The following is a 14692-nucleotide window of genomic DNA, read 5'->3' on the forward strand; positions in this document are numbered from 1 at the left end:
ACCGATCGCTTCGGTCCTTACCGCCGAGGGCCGTCCGCTTCTACCGTGGGGGAGGTTGGGCACGGCGGCCCTCTGCAGGGCCGTGGGTGCCGTCGCTCCGCAAGCACGGGAAGGAACCTGCGCACTGTGACCACCGAGGCATTCATCTATGAAGCCATCCGAACACCACGCGGCCGAGGCAAGAAGACGGGCTCTTTGCACTCCGTCAAGCCGATCTCCCTGGTTACGGGCCTGATCGACGAGCTGCGTGTTCGATTCCCCGATCTCGACGAGAACCGTATCTCCGACCTGATCCTCGGTGTCGTCAGCCCCGTCGGCGATCAGGGTGCCGACATCGCCCGCACCGCTGTCACCATCGCGAACCTGCCGGTCACCACGGGCGGCGTCCAGATCAACCGCTTCTGCGCGTCGGGCCTCGAGGCCGTCAACATGGCTGCGCAGAAGGTCCGCTCGGGCTGGGACGAGCTCGTCCTCGCCGGTGGCGTCGAGTCGATGTCCCGCGTGCCCATGGGCTCCGACGGTGGCGCGTGGATGCTCGATCCCGCCACCAACTACGACAGCTACCTGGTTCCCCAGGGCATCTCCGCCGACCTCATCGCGACCATCGAGGGCTTCACCCGCGAGGACGTCGACGCCTACGCACTGCGTTCGCAGCAGCTCGCGGCGGCAGCCTGGTCCGGCGGTTACTTCTCCAAGTCGGTCGTCCCGGTCAAGGACCAGAACGGTCTGACGATCCTCGACCAGGACGAGCACATGCGTCCGGACACGACCCTCGAGGGTCTGGCCAAGCTGCAGCCGTCGTTCGCGACCATCGGTGAGATGGGCGGCTTCGACGCCGTGGCGCAGCAGAAGTTCCACTTCGTCGAGAAGATCGATCACGTCCACCACGGCGGCAACAGCTCGGGCATCGTCGACGGCGCGGCACTCGTGCTCGTCGGTTCCGAGCAGGCCGGCAAGGACCTCGGCCTGACCCCGCGTGCCCGCGTCGTCGCCACGGCCACCTCCGGTGCCGACTCGACGATCATGCTCACCGGCCCCACGCCGGCCGCGCACAAGGTTCTCGCCGCGGCGGGCCTGACGGTCGACGACATCGACCTGTTCGAGATCAACGAGGCCTTCGCCTCGGTCGTCCTGAAGTTCCAGAAGGATCTGAACATCCCGGACGAGAAGCTCAACGTCAACGGCGGCGCCATCGCGATGGGCCACCCGCTCGGCGCCACCGGCGCCATGATCACCGGCACCATGATCGACGAGCTCGAGCGCCGCGGAGCCAAGCGCGCCCTCGTCACCCTGTGCATCGGTGGCGGCATGGGTGTGGCCACCATCATCGAGCGCGTCTGACACCGGAAGGAATTCGAACAACAGTGAGCGACAACATGATTTCCTGGGAGAAGGACGCCGACGGCATCGTCGTGCTGACCCTTGACGACCCCAACCAGGGCGCCAACACGATGAACGAGCTGTACAAGGCGTCGATGAAGGCCACCGTCGACCGCCTGTACGAGGAGCAGGACTCCATCACCGGTGTGGTGATCACCTCCGCGAAGAAGACCTTCTTCGCCGGCGGTGACCTGCGCAACATCATCGCGATCGGCCCCGACGACGCGCAGGCCGCGTTCGACGAGGTCCAGGGCATCAAGGCCGACCTGCGTCGCCTCGAGACCCTCGGTAAGCCCGTCGTCGCCGCCATCAACGGCGCGGCCCTCGGTGGCGGTCTCGAGATCGCCCTCGCGACGCACCACCGCATCGCCGCCGACGTCAAGGGTGTCCAGATCGGCCTGCCCGAGGCGAGCCTCGGCCTGCTCCCCGGTGGCGGTGGCATCACCCGCACCGTGCGCCTCCTCGGCATCCAGACCGCTCTGCTCTCGGTTCTGTTGCAGGGCAACAAGTACAACGCGGTCAAGGCCAAGGAGATCGGCCTCGTCCACGACGTCGTGGGCAGCGTCGAGGAGCTCGTTCCGGCCGCCAAGGAATGGATCAAGGCCAACCCCGAGGGCGGCGTCCAGCCGTGGGATGTCAAGGGCTACAAGATCCCCGGCGGCACCCCGTCCAGCCCGGCCTTCGCCGCGAACCTCCCGGCCTTCCCCGCGAACCTGCGCAAGCAGATCAAGGGCGCCCCGATGCCGGCTCCGCGCGCCATCATGGCCGCCGCCGTCGAGGGCTCGCAGGTGGACTTCGACAACGCCTCGACCATCGAGTCGCGGTACTTCGTCGAGCTCGCCACCGGCCAGGTCGCGAAGAACATGATCCAGGCGTTCTTCTTCGACATGCAGTCCATCAACTCGGGCGCTTCGCGTCCGAAGGACGTGCCGAAGCGTGAGATCAAGAAGATCGGCGTTCTCGGTGCGGGCATGATGGGCGCCGGCATCGCCTACGTCTCCGCCAAGGCCGGTTACGAGGTCGTCCTCAAGGACGTCACCCTCGAGGCCGCCGAGCGTGGCAAGAACTACTCGGAGAAGATCGAGACCAAGGCTCTCTCGCGTGGCAAGACCACCGAGGAGAAGTCGAAGGCTCTGCTCGACCGCATCACGCCGACGGCCGACCCCGCCGACTTCGCGGGCGTCGACTTCGTCATCGAGGCGGTGTTCGAGAACACCGAGCTCAAGCACAAGGTGTTCCAGGAGATCGAAGACATCGTCGATCCCGACGCGCTGCTCGGTTCGAACACCTCGACGCTGCCCATCACCGGTCTCGCGACCGGCGTCAAGCGTCCCGAGGACTTCATCGGTATCCACTTCTTCTCGCCGGTCGACAAGATGCCGCTGGTCGAGATCATCAAGGGTGAGAAGACCTCCGACGAGGCCCTGGCCCGCGTGTTCGACTACACGCTCGCGATCCGCAAGACCCCGATCGTCGTCAACGACAGTCGCGGCTTCTTCACCTCGCGTGTGATCGGCACCTTCGTCAACGAGGCCATCGCCATGCTCGGCGAGGGCATCGAGCCCGCGACCATCGAGCAGGCCGGTTCGCAGGCGGGTTACCCGGCTCCGCCGCTGCAGCTGACCGACGAGCTGAACATGAAGCTCATGCAGAAGATCGCGAAGGAAACCGAGGAGGCCGCCAAGCAGGGCGACACCAAGCTCGGCACCACGCGTCATCCCGCACTCGACGTGGTCGACTGGATGGTCGAGCAGGGCCGTCCGGGCCGCCTCGAGAAGGCCGGCTTCTACGAGTACGACGAGAACGGCAAGCGCCTGGGCATCTGGCAGGGCGTGCGCGATCACTACAAGACCGAGGCGACCCTCGATGTGCCGCTGCAGGATCTGATCGACCGCATGCTCTTCGCCGAGGCGATCGAGACCCAGAAGTGCTTCGACGAGGGTGTTCTCGAGACCACCGCCGACGCCAACATCGGCTCGATCTTCGGCATCGGTTTCCCGGCCTGGACCGGTGGTGTCGCTCAGTACATCGTCGGTTACCCGGGTGGCAAGGAAGGCTTCGTCGCGCGGGCCGAGGAACTCGCCGCCAAGTACGGCGAGCGCTTCAACCCGCCGGCGTCGCTGCGCAGCTGACGCACACGACGGTTGCACGGAAGGGCTCCCGACGCCACGGCGTCGGGAGCCCTTCCCGTTCGGTGACAGTCCATCGGAGCGCGAAACGGTCGGAGGAGCGGGAAATGCCCGCTCCTCCGACCGTTTCGCGCTCTTCTGTTGTGGTGCCGACCGGGCGACTAGGCGACCCACCAGGGCCGCAGCGGCGTCTGCGGCTTCTTGTCGTCGCCGAGCTTGACCGCGAGCACCTGGTGCAGCTGCACCACGTTGCGTTCGAAGCCGAGGCGGGAACCGGCCATGTACAGACCCCACAGGCGAGCCGTGCCCTCACCGACCTCGGCGACGCAGGCCTCCCAGTGCTTCTCGAGGTACTCGCACCAACCCTTGAGCGTCAGGGCGTAGTGCTCGCGCAGGTTCTCCTCGTGCATCACCTCGAAGCCGATGTTCTGCGCCTCGGTGATGATGCGACCCGAACCGGTGAGCTCCCCGTCGGGGAAGACGTACCGGTCGATGAAACCGCCGGCCTTGGCACGGGTGTTGTTCGTCGGCCGGGTGATACAGTGGTTGAGCAGCAGACCGCCCGCCCGCAGCTTGCTGTGGAGGAACCGGAAGTAGGCCGGGTAGTTGGCGACACCGATGTGCTCGGTCAGGCCGATCGACGAGATGGCGTCGAACCCGCCCTCGGGCACGTCGCGGTAGTCGGAGTGCCGGACCTCGGCCAGGTCGCTCAGACCCTCCTCGACGATGGCCTTCTGAGCCCACTCCGCCTGCTCCTTGGAGAGCGTCACGCCGAGGGCCTTCACACCGCGCCGAGCGGCGTAACGCACCATTCCGCCCCAGCCGCAACCGATGTCGAGCAGACGGTCGCCCGGCTTCAGCCGCAGCTTCTCGAAGACCAGACGGTACTTGTTCTCCTGGGCGTCCTCGAGGCTCTGGTTCTCGGATTCGAAGACGGCGCAGGTGTACGTCATCGAGGGCCCGAGGACGTACTCGTAGAACTCGTTGGACACGTCGTAGTGGTGGTGGATGACCTCGGCGTCGCGCGACTTCGAGTGCCGCAGGCCCTCGGCGATGCGGCGCCAGCGCGGCAGGTGCTCCTGCGGCGGCGGCGCGATCGGCTTGAGCAGTTCGGTGCCGAGCGACCGGGCGATCTGCGCGAGGACGCGGGCCGGGGGACGTTCGAAGTGCAGGTCGCCGAGCGCGGCGAGCAACTCGTAGGGGTTGCCGGGATGCACGCCCTTCGCCTGGAGATCGCCCGAGATGTACGCCCGTGCCATACCCAGATCGCCGGGGGCGGTGGCAATGTACGTCGCTCCCTTGGGCGATGCGAGATGCAGACCGTAGGGGGAGTCCTCGGGGCCCGCCGCCGATCCGTCGTAGGCCGTGAAGCGCAGCGGCATGTCGCCGCCGGTCACGATCTCGACGATCTGGGCGAGTGCGAGCTTGTCCTCGGTGGACCGATCGTTGTCGGCCTTGAATATGGTCACTTTCGTTGCACCGCCTTCGAAAAGAGGTCCAGTAGACGGGACCGAGGGTCGTATTTCTGTTTGAGGGCGGGGTATTCACCACCGCCGTAATAAAGTTCCTCGAACTCGTCCTTCGAGTAGTAGGAGTCCGAGTAGAGCGATTTGTGCCCGTCGAGTTCGGCGACCTTCTTCTCGATCAACCGGTTGGCGGCGCCCTCCTCGGCGCCGGGCACGATGGGAACGGACGACCAGAACCCGACGTTCACATAGGCGCGCTTCGGCTCGAGTGGGTACAGCGGCCACGGGCGCTGGGCGTCCGAGGTGCTCGGACGACCGGCCTCCGGGGACGACTCGATGTCGCGCAACTTCAAGGGGCACAACCAGATCGGCTCGATGGGGATCTCGTCGAGGAACCACTCGACGAACTCCTGCGTGCGCTCGAGCGGAACCTCGATGTCCTGCACGACGCGCTCGCGGGGCGGATTGCCCTTGCGTGCCTCGATCCGGTCGGCCACCGAGTACTTGTGGTCGAGCGCGATGAGCTTCCAGTAGAAACTGCTGCGCAGCAACTGCTTCGGCCACAATCGGCGGATCTTCGGGTTCTGGGCACCGAAAGCCCGTGAGCACCAGAACCAGTCGGTGTCCCACCGCCACAGATAGTCGCGGATCGTGAGCCGATCCTCCTTGGGGCGGTTGACGGAGACGTGCTGGATCGACCGGTAGTAGATGTCCTGCCCGGTGTAATCGCTGACGGGGCCCGGCTCGTCGGTCTGCGTGCCGAGCGTCAGGTAGCTCTCGGTCGCGGAGAAGACGACACCATCGAGGTAGTCGACCGGCGTGCCGTCCCAGGTCCGCTCGTCGACGATCCGCGCGAGAGCGGACTGCAGATCGGCGATCGTGTCGAATCGCAGGTGACGCAGTGCGACGAAACGCTTCACCGGTTCGAGTTCGATGCGCAGGCGCGTGGCGTATCCGAGCGAACCGTACGAGTTGGGGAAGCCGTGGAACAGGTCGGCGTGCTCACCCTCGGGGCGGGCCGTGACGATCTCGCCGGACCCGGTGAGGATGTCCATCTCGAGCACCGACTCGTGGGGGAGACCGTTGCGGAAGGACGTCGACTCGATTCCGAGCCCGGTGACGGCGCCGCCGAGCGTGATGGTCTTCAGCTGCGGGACGACCAACGGCGCCAGGCCGTAGGGCAGGGTCGCGTCGACGAGGTCCTCGTAGGTGCACATGCCGGCGACGTCGGCGGTGCGGGCCTGAGGGTCGACGGAGATGACACCGCCGAGGCCGGAGACGTCGAGCCCCGGCGCGTTCACCGCGGCGCGTGCCCGGAAGAGGTTCGACGTCTTCTTCGCGAGTCGCACGGGCGCGTCGGCCGGAATCGCGCTGTACGAGCGCAGCAGGCGGTCGACACCCTGACGGTGTACCGCCTCCCCGTACGGGACCTTCACACCTGACGATCTCGGCATCTGCATTCGACTCCTTCGGAGCGGCGCATCAGTGGGCACGTCCACAATAGACCCGGCGGTCGCATCCGTCCCGGAACGCGCAGGGCAGGATGGATGCTGTCGTCACAGGCACATTCGAGCCCGCATCAGCACCGAAGAAGCAGAAGGAGTCGTTCATGGCACAGGTCAGCGCAAGTAGTTCGATCCAGTTGGCGGCAGCTCCCGAGGCGGTGCTCACCGCCCTGGCCGACTACGAGACCGTGCGTCCGCGCATCCTCACCGAGCACTACCGCGACTACCGCGTGATCTCCGGCGGCCGCGGTGACGGCACCGTCGTGCACTGGATCCTCCAGGCCACGGAGAAGCGTCAGCGCGACGTGCAGGCCACCGTGTCGGTGAAGGGCAGTACCGTCACGGAGACGGACGCGAACTCGACGCTCGTGACGACCTACAGCGTCGTGCCGAACGGGACGGGTTCGACGGTCGTCGTGCTCACTCAGTGGAAGGGTGCCGGAGGCGTCAAGGGCTTCTTCGAGAAGACGTTCGCGCCGCTCGGCCTGAAGAAGATCCAGCAGCAGGTGCTCGAGAACCTGAAGAAGGAAGTCGACTGAGCCCGGTTCCGTCGACCTCGGCGTCTGTGCCGACCCCGATGCGCGGCGACTAGGCTGGCATCACAAACGTGCAGAAAGGACGTGCCGTGCAACCCGGTGGTGGAATGCCCGACATGCAGCAACTCCTCGCTCAGGCCCAGCAGATGCAGCAGCAGCTCGCCGCTGCGCAGAACGAGATGGCGCAGGCGGAGGTCACCGGCCAGGCCGGCGGTGGCCTCGTGACGGCGACGGTGAAGGGCACGGGCGAGGTCGTGTCCGTGAAGATCGATCCGAAGGTCGTCGACCCCGAGGACGTCGAGACCCTGCAGGATCTCGTGGTCGGTGCGATCGCCGACGCCTCGGCGAAGGCCCAGGAGATCGCGGCCGAGAAACTCGGTCCGCTCGCGGGTGGGCTCGGCGGCGGAATCCCCGGCCTGCCCGGTTTCTAGAGGTCGGCGTTGTACGAAGGACCGGTACAGGACCTCATCGACGAGCTGGGCAAGCTTCCGGGCGTCGGTCCGAAGAGTGCCCAGCGCATCGCGTTCCACCTGCTCTCGGTCGAGCCGCCCGAGATCGACCGCCTGCAGGCGGCGCTGCAGCGGATCCGCGACGGCGTGCAGTTCTGCGAGGTCTGCGGAACGGTCTCCGACCAGCAGCGTTGCCGGATCTGCTCCGATCCTCGCCGCGACCGTACGGTGATCTGCGTGGTCGAGGAACCGAAGGACGTGCAGGCGATCGAACGCACCCGTGAGTTCCGGGGGCGCTATCACGTCCTCGGCGGTGCGCTCGACCCGCTCAACGGCGTCGGTCCCGACCAGCTGCACATCCGCGAACTGCTCACCCGGATCGGCAACCAGGAGGACGGCGTCGACGTCTCCGAGGTGATCATCGCGACCGACCCCAACACGGAGGGCGAGGCGACGGCCACCTATCTGGTGCGCATGCTGCGCGACTTCCCGGGGCTGAGCGTCACCCGCCTCGCGTCGGGTCTGCCGATGGGTGGCGACCTCGAGTTCGCCGACGAACTGACGCTCGGACGAGCGTTGTCGGGGAGGCGGGCGATGTGACCGTGCGCAGCACGGAGGCATCGCATCGGGGTGGGCCCGAGAAGCGTCGCCGGACTTCCGACGAGACCAGGAAGTTGATCATCGACGCTGCCGGGAAGGCGTTCGCGACGCGCCCCTACCGCGACATCACGCTCAAGGACATCGCGGAGGAAGCGGGTGTCAGCGCACCGCTGATCATCAAGTACTTCGGCTCGAAGGAGCAGTTGTACGAGGAGCTCGTCGACTTCCAGTACGGCGCTCAGGTGCTGTTCGACGGGCCGCTCGAGAGCCTGGGGGAGCGGATGGTCGCGATGTTCGCCCGCCCGCTCGAGCCCTACAAGCCGTTGTCGATGAACATCCTGTTCATGAGCGGGGGCAGCGAGGAGAGCAACCGCATGCTCCGCGACAACTACTCCGCGCAGATGGTCGACGCTCTCGCCGCGAGGCTTCCGGGGCCGGATGCCCGTCTCCGGGCCGAGCTGGCGATGTCGGCGTTGATGGGGTTGGCGATCATGCGTCGTCGCATGATGCAGGAGCGCGCGACCGGCACGGTCGAGGAAGTCGTGGCCGTGTACGCGCCGCTGGTCCAGCGGTTGCTCGACGGAAACGGTTCTTAGCGGCACGAATGACCTTGGTCACTCCTCTTGAGGGTAAATAGCCGTTCACCTAATGTGGTGAACGGCTATTTACCTGTTTGTCGATGAGGGGGTGTCGATGTCGATCTCGCTCCCCCTGCGCCTGCACGTGGCGGGTAGGTCCGTCTCAGCGCCGACGCGCTCGGCGTCCGCAGCGAAGAAGGCGAGCAGACCGGCGGAGAAGAAGACGCGCGACCTGCGGCATCTCGTCTTCCCGGTTCTCGCGGTCGGTGCCGTCTTCCAGGCCATCATGCAGACCGTCATGGTCCCGCTCCTGCCGAGCATGCCGGGCTTCACCGGTGCCGGAACCACCGCCGTGTCGTGGCTGGTGACGAGCACCCTGCTGGTCGGTGCGGTGATGACGCCCATCTTCGGCCGTCTCGCCGACATGATCGGCAAGAAGCGGATGCTGCTCATCGCGTTCTCGCTCATGACCCTCGGCTCGCTGATCTGCGCGTTGACCTCCGACATCGGACTGCTCATCCTCGCCCGTGGCCTGCAGGGCGCCGGCGCGGCAGTGCTGCCGATCGGCATGGCGATCCTCCGCGAGGTCCTGCCCCGTGAGCACGTGGAGCGCTCGATCGCGATGCTCAGCTCCACCCTCGGCATCGGCACCGCGGTCGGCATCCCGTTCGCGGCCGCCATCGTCCAGTTCGCCGACTGGCACCTGCTCTTCTGGATCACCGCCGCCATCGGTGCCGGTGTCGCCCTCGCGGCGTGGATCGTCATCCCGGAATCCGACACCCGCACCGGTGGTCGCTTCGACGCCGTGGGCGCCGCCGGCCTGTCCGCCGCGCTGGTGTGCCTGCTCGTGCCCATCACCCAGGGCAGCACGTGGGGCTGGACGAGCCCCGCGGTGCTGCTCTCGTTCGCCGCGTCGGTGCTGCTGTTCGTGCTCTGGGGCGTGCAGCAGTTGCGCAACCGCAATCCGCTCGTCGACCTGCGTGTCTCGGCCCGCCGGTCCGTCCTCGCGCCGCACCTGTCGGCACTGCTCGTCGGGTTCGCCTTCTACGGCAACACCCTCATCACCACGCAGCTGCTGCAGGCGCCGTCGGCGCACGGAGCCGGATACGACCTGACCATCCTCCAGGCCGCGGCCTGTCAGCTGGCCGCGAGCTTCGCGATGATGATCTTCGCGATCGTGGCCTCCCGGATCACCGAACGTTTCGGACCCAAGATCACGATCATGACCGGAGCGGTCTTCCTGCTCGCCGGCTACAGCGTCCACGCGGTGCCCGGCAAGCCGCTGTGGCTCGTCGTCGCCGCCATCTTCGTCGCGGCCATCGGCACGTCGCTCGTGTACTGCACGCTGCCGGTGCTCCTGCTCGGCGCGGTGCCGCTGTCGCAGAACGCCGCGGCGAACGGCGTCAACGTCCTGCTCCGCACTGTGGGCAGTACCGTCTGCAGCGCGGTCGTCGCCTCGGTGCTCGCGGCTCACACCCTCGGCGGCGGGCTCGGCATCGGCACGGCGGGCTTCGTGATCGCCTATCTCGTGTGCGCCGGCTGCGCCGTCGTCGTCTTCGTCTCGGGGTTCGCGCTCCCGTCGAAGCAGGCCCTGCGGCCCGTCGAGAACTGAGCCCGGTCCGCTCCTCCCCGAACAGTTACGGCCCCGCACCCGGTGTGAAACCGGAATGCGGGGCCGCCCTCCTGTCCCCCAGGTCTATCGGTGCGTCAGTGTTCGACGCCCAGATCGTTCGGACGGTAACCGAGGGGGTAACCCGGATACGTCCGGTTGGTGGCATTGCCCGCCGACAGCGACACGCGTCGCTTCGGCAGTCGCCGCACGAACGCCGACCGAGCCCGCAGCGCGCCCTCGACGATCTCCGTCAGCTGCGGTGAGCTCTTCGGGAAACCGAACGCCGACGCCATGCGGTCGTCGATCAGTGCGAAGACGACCTTCTCGATGCCCTTGTTCAGCACCTTCGGGTACCACGACTGGAACAGGCGCAACGTGTAGGTGCCGATGGCGTGGTTGTCGTCGCTGTAGGTGAACTTCTCACGCTCGTATTCGAGCTTGAACCGGTGGAACTCCTGGAACGACTCCGGGATGTCCTTGATGCCCATCCGGATGCCCACCTGGCGGTAGAAGTAGAACGATGCCAGCCGCTCCTTCGGGTGCAGACGACGCCACCCGTAACGGTCGATCCAGTCGAGCGGGTCGTACACGAAGGTCGACAGGACGTACAGCATGTCGTCGTTGTCGATCGAGTACTTGCCGTGCATCCGGTTGATGTTGCGCAGCGATTCGCGTCCCCGCTCGGCGTCGTAGCCGTGTTCGACCAGCTCGGCCATCAGCAGCGCCGTGTCGTCGTACCGCTTCTGCGGCCGCTTCTCGAACTCGCCGGTGCGGGCGAGCAGTTCCGAGATGCTGGGCACGCAGTACGTGCGGAAGAGGGCGAACTCGAGCGACCGCTGATAGTCCCACGGGAACTCGTAGCCGGCGGTGATCCGCACGATGTCCTGGTGCTGCGTGACCGGGTCGAGCTCCTCGATCACCTTGACCCAGCCCATCCGCCCACGCTTCGGGTGCGGATCCCTGTTCGGGGGCGGGAACGTGCCGGCCTTCTCGATACGTGCCTCGGGCTTCGCGACGACGGCGGCCTTCCGGCTGCGAGTGCGCGGGGGAGTGGTCGTCATCGGCTCACCTTCCGTGCATGAACTCGAGCATCGCCTGCGAGATCTTCAGGTCGCGCTCCGGACGCTCGAGGCTCATGAGCTTGAGCGGCGAGCTGAACTTCGCCACCGTGACGGACTTGGGACGGCTGAACTCGCGCAGGCCGTCGGCGCCGTGGATGCGGCCGAAGCCGGACTCGCCGATGCCGCCGAAGGGCAGCGAGGCGATGGCGGCGAAGCCGAGCACCGAGTTGACCGACACCATGCCGTTGCGCAGGCGCTCGGCGAGCTGACGGCCCTTCTTCTTGTTGCGCGTGAAGATCGACGCGCCGAGACCGTAGTTGGTGCCGTTCGCGCGCTCGACTGCCTCGTCGAGGTCGCGGACCTTGTTGACGACGACCGTCGGGCCGAAGGTCTCCTCGCACACCGCGGCCGAGGTCTCGGGCACGTCGGTGAGGATGACGGGTTCGACGATGCGCTCCTGCACCGACTCGAGTCCGCCCAGGACGGCCTTGCCGCCGGACTTCAGGGCGTCCTCGATGTGGTTGCGCACGATGTCGACCTGGCGCGGAAGCGTCATCGGGCCGTAGGTCGAGTTCTCGTCGCCGCCCGGCTTCGCACGCCGGACGGTGGCGGTGAGCTTGTCGAGGAACTCACGGTAGACGGGCTCCTCGACGTAGATGCGCTCGACGCCCGCGCAGGTCTGGCCGGCGTTGCCGAACGCACCGAAGGCGGCGAACTCGACGGCCTCGTCGATGTTCGCGTCGGCAGCGACGATCATCGCGTCCTTGCCGCCGCACTCGGCGACGAGCGGGGTGAGCGACTCGGCGCACACCGCCATGACCTTGCGGGCGGTGGGGCCGGAGCCGGTGAAGGCGACCTTGTCGACACCCGAACGTACGAGCGCCGAACCCGTCTCACCGAGACCGGTGATCACCTGGAAGACCGGCTGGGTGGGGGCGATCGAGTTCCACTTGTCCTCGAGCCACTTCGCGACACCGGGGGTGAGCTCGCTCGGCTTGAACACGACGGCGTTGCCGGCGGCCAGCGAGTAGGCGATCGAACCCATCGGGGTGTAGACCGGGTAGTTCCAGGGGCCGATCACGCCGATGACGCCGAGCGGCTTGTACTCGAGGGTCGCGGCCTGGTTGAAGCTCGCGACGCCCGAGGGCACCTTGCGAGGCTTGAGCACCTTCTTGGCGTTCTTGGCCGCCCAGTCGAGGTGCTCGACCGCCAGCATGACTTCGAGGAAGGCGTCGCCGAAGGGCTTGCCGGTCTCCTTCGCCACCACCGATGCGAGCGAGGTCGCGTCGGACGCGACGGCCTTCTTGAACTCGAGGAGCCAGTCGCGGCGGCCGCGGAAGCCCTGGGCCTCCCACCAGCGGGCGGCGACGCGGGCACGCTCGACGGCCGCGCCCACGGCGGCCTCGTCGGCGATCGGATACTCGGCGATCACCTCGCCGTTCCGGGGGTCGAGGCTGGCGAAGGTGTCGGTGTTCGCTGCCGTGGATGCCTTGTCCGAGCTGCTCTTCGCGTTTTTCGGACTGGTGAGGTTCTGGGTCATGTTCGACACTTCCTGGTGGACCACATCACATATATTTGATGTGATAGCTGTAGTGGACATCACATTAGGCGTTCGCGGGCCAATTGGACAACCCCCGTGCGCAGTTGTCCGGATTCCTACAGGAGACACGATGGCGGCACCGACACGCAGCCCCGGGACAGCGGCGGATCACGCTGCGGCATCCCGACGTTCGGAGGGGGCCGTGCGGCGCCGTCCGCAGCTGTCCGACGAGGTGGCCGGCCACCTCCGCGGCTCGATCATGTCCGGCGCACTGCGTCCGGGCGACTTCATCCGGCTCGACGAGACGGCGGTCGAACTCGGCGTCAGCGTCACCCCCGTCCGGGAGGCGCTGCTGACGCTGCGCGGGGAGGGGATGGTCGAATCCGCCCCGAATCGCGGGTACCGGGTCTCGCCCCTCACGCGCGGCGACATCGACGACATCTTCTGGCTGCAGGGACAGATCGCCGTCGAGCTCGCGCTCCGTGCGGTCGACCGTGCCACGCCGGCCGATCTCGAGCGTCTGGCCGAACTCAACGAGAGGCTGCGCATGCTCGTCGTCGTCCCGGAGGGGGTGACACCCGACATCGAGCGGATCGCCGACGCCGAGTTCGACTTCCATCGCGAGCTCAACCGCATCGCCGACAGCCCCAAGCTCGCGTGGTTCCTCAACACCGCCGCGCGCACGATTCCGTACCGCCTCTACGCGCGGGACGCCGAGTGGGGCACGCTCGCCATCCGGTCGCACACGAAGCTGATCGAGGCGATCGCCGCGCAGGACCACAGCGAGGTGATCACGCAGACGCTCGTGCAGTTCGAGGACGCGGCCGCGCGCCTGGTCGCCCACCGCGAGCGGGCGGGGGTCGATTCGCCCTCCGGATAGGCACTTGCCTATCTGAGTACGGGTGTGCACAATTTGTATGACAGTGCTGCACCCGTACTTTCACCATCAGGAGACCTCCGATGACGACCCATGCCGAAGAGCGCGCCCCCGCCGTCACCACCGACGAACCGGTGGCGACCCCCGCTCCGCTTCCGGTGGGCTCGGTCGAACTGGCCGACTTCGTCGGAGAGTCGATGCTCCTGCTCGGCGCCGGCGCGACGGTCCTCCTGCAGCTGGCATCGCGCGGTGTCGGGCACGGCGTCGCCGACCACAGCACCACCCTGCAGCGGCCGCTCGACCGGCTGCGCACCACGATGACCTACGTCTACGCCGTCACGCTCGGTACTCCCGAGGAGAAGAAGCAGGTCGTCCGGATGGTCAACAAGGCGCACGTCCCGGTGCGCTCGGAGACCTACAACGCCTTCGACCCCGAACTCCAGTTGTGGGTTGCCGCAACGCTGTACCGCAACGGTGTCGACATGTACCGGCGGATGTTCGGTCCTCTCACCGACGCCGACATCGAACGCATCTACCGTCAGTCCGCGGTCTACGGCACGGCCCTGCAGGTCAAGGACGACATGTGGCCGAAGACGCGGGAGGAGTTCGACAGGTACTGGGACGAGATGATCGCGACCTTCGAGGTCGACCGGAAGGTGCGTTCGTTCACCCGCGACCTCCTCACCGGCGGCGACGCCCCGCTTCCTGTTCGGGCTCTCATGCCGCTGCAGCGCTTCATGACGATCGGTCTTCTCCCGCAACGCATGCGCGACGAGTTCGCGCTGCCGTGGAGTCCGCGCGACCAGCGGCGCTTCGACCTGTTCTGGAAGGTGGTCCCGCCGATCTACCGCGCGGTGCCCAGGCCCATCCGCCAACTGTCGGCCACCTACTACCTCAACGACATGCGCCGCCGGATGAAGGCGCACGGGCACGTCATCTGAGTTCTCTCCGGAGAACGA

The 14692-nt window shown here is 67.0% G+C and carries 13 protein-coding genes; 9 read left to right on the top strand and 4 right to left on the bottom strand.

What is annotated here, in order from left to right:
- Nucleotides 1–126 precede the first annotated feature (126 nt).
- Together LPH33_RS01660 and LPH33_RS01665 are read left to right on the top strand one after the other, a co-directional pair.
- On the top strand, nt 127–1341 hold the full coding sequence (locus LPH33_RS01660) for an acetyl-CoA C-acetyltransferase (protein ID WP_229566855.1): 1215 nt from the start codon (nt 127–129) through the stop codon (nt 1339–1341).
- Nucleotides 1342–1364: 23 nt separating this feature from the next.
- Nucleotides 1365–3512, top strand: a complete 2148-nt coding sequence (locus tag LPH33_RS01665) for a 3-hydroxyacyl-CoA dehydrogenase NAD-binding domain-containing protein (protein WP_229566856.1) — start codon at nt 1365–1367, stop codon at nt 3510–3512.
- 158 nt (nt 3513–3670) lie between these two features.
- Here LPH33_RS01665 and LPH33_RS01670 read toward each other — a convergent pair whose 3' ends face one another.
- Nucleotides 3671–4978, bottom strand: coding sequence for a class I SAM-dependent methyltransferase (locus tag LPH33_RS01670; protein WP_088898827.1), 1308 nt, complete (start codon nt 4976–4978; stop codon nt 3671–3673).
- A complete protein-coding gene (locus LPH33_RS01675; RefSeq protein WP_145690981.1) occupies nt 4975–6435 on the bottom strand; it encodes an FAD-binding oxidoreductase in 1461 nt (486 codons plus the stop codon). Before LPH33_RS01675 ends, LPH33_RS01670 begins: the two co-directional genes overlap by 4 nt.
- Before the next feature lie 149 nt (nt 6436–6584).
- Between LPH33_RS01675 and LPH33_RS01680 the strand changes: the two genes are divergently transcribed.
- From LPH33_RS01680 to LPH33_RS01700, 5 genes are all read left to right on the top strand, one after another.
- A complete protein-coding gene (locus LPH33_RS01680; RefSeq protein ID WP_026061346.1) occupies nt 6585–7019 on the top strand; it encodes an SRPBCC family protein in 435 nt (144 codons plus the stop codon).
- 104 nt (nt 7020–7123) lie between these two features.
- Nucleotides 7124–7447, top strand: a complete 324-nt coding sequence (locus LPH33_RS01685; protein WP_016693176.1) for a YbaB/EbfC family nucleoid-associated protein — start codon at nt 7124–7126, stop codon at nt 7445–7447.
- Nucleotides 7448–7456: 9 nt separating this feature from the next.
- A complete protein-coding gene (recR, locus tag LPH33_RS01690; RefSeq protein ID WP_016693177.1) occupies nt 7457–8065 on the top strand; it encodes a recombination mediator RecR in 609 nt (202 codons plus the stop codon).
- Complete coding sequence (locus LPH33_RS01695) at nt 8062–8661, top strand: TetR family transcriptional regulator (protein ID WP_229566858.1); 600 nt, start codon at nt 8062–8064, stop codon at nt 8659–8661. Before recR ends, LPH33_RS01695 begins: the two co-directional genes overlap by 4 nt.
- 97 nt (nt 8662–8758) lie before the next feature.
- A complete protein-coding gene (locus tag LPH33_RS01700) occupies nt 8759–10255 on the top strand; it encodes an MFS transporter (protein ID WP_420714471.1) in 1497 nt (498 codons plus the stop codon).
- Nucleotides 10256–10350: 95 nt separating this feature from the next.
- On the opposite strand, the gene LPH33_RS01705 is transcribed toward LPH33_RS01700, so the two are convergent.
- Together LPH33_RS01705 and LPH33_RS01710 are read right to left on the bottom strand one after the other, a co-directional pair.
- Nucleotides 10351–11316, bottom strand: a complete 966-nt coding sequence (locus LPH33_RS01705; protein WP_016693180.1) for an oxygenase MpaB family protein — start codon at nt 11314–11316, stop codon at nt 10351–10353.
- Between the two features lie 4 nt (nt 11317–11320).
- Nucleotides 11321–12856: an aldehyde dehydrogenase family protein gene (locus tag LPH33_RS01710; protein ID WP_160876100.1), complete on the bottom strand. Its 1536-nt coding sequence runs from the start codon at nt 12854–12856 to the stop codon at nt 11321–11323.
- Nucleotides 12857–12986: 130 nt separating this feature from the next.
- Here LPH33_RS01710 and LPH33_RS01715 point away from each other — a divergent pair, with 130 nt between their 5' ends.
- Both LPH33_RS01715 and LPH33_RS01720 read left to right on the top strand, forming a co-directional pair.
- Nucleotides 12987–13736 (top strand): GntR family transcriptional regulator, encoded by a 750-nt coding sequence (locus LPH33_RS01715; protein WP_202400023.1) that lies wholly within the window; start codon nt 12987–12989, stop codon nt 13734–13736.
- Between the two features lie 80 nt (nt 13737–13816).
- On the top strand, nt 13817–14674 hold the full coding sequence (locus tag LPH33_RS01720; protein ID WP_088898823.1) for an oxygenase MpaB family protein: 858 nt from the start codon (nt 13817–13819) through the stop codon (nt 14672–14674).
- Nucleotides 14675–14692 lie beyond the last annotated feature (18 nt).

Origin of the sequence: Rhodococcus sp. RDE2 (genome assembly GCF_020885655.1) — a bacterium.
GTDB lineage: Bacteria > Actinomycetota > Actinomycetes > Mycobacteriales > Mycobacteriaceae > Rhodococcus > Rhodococcus pyridinivorans.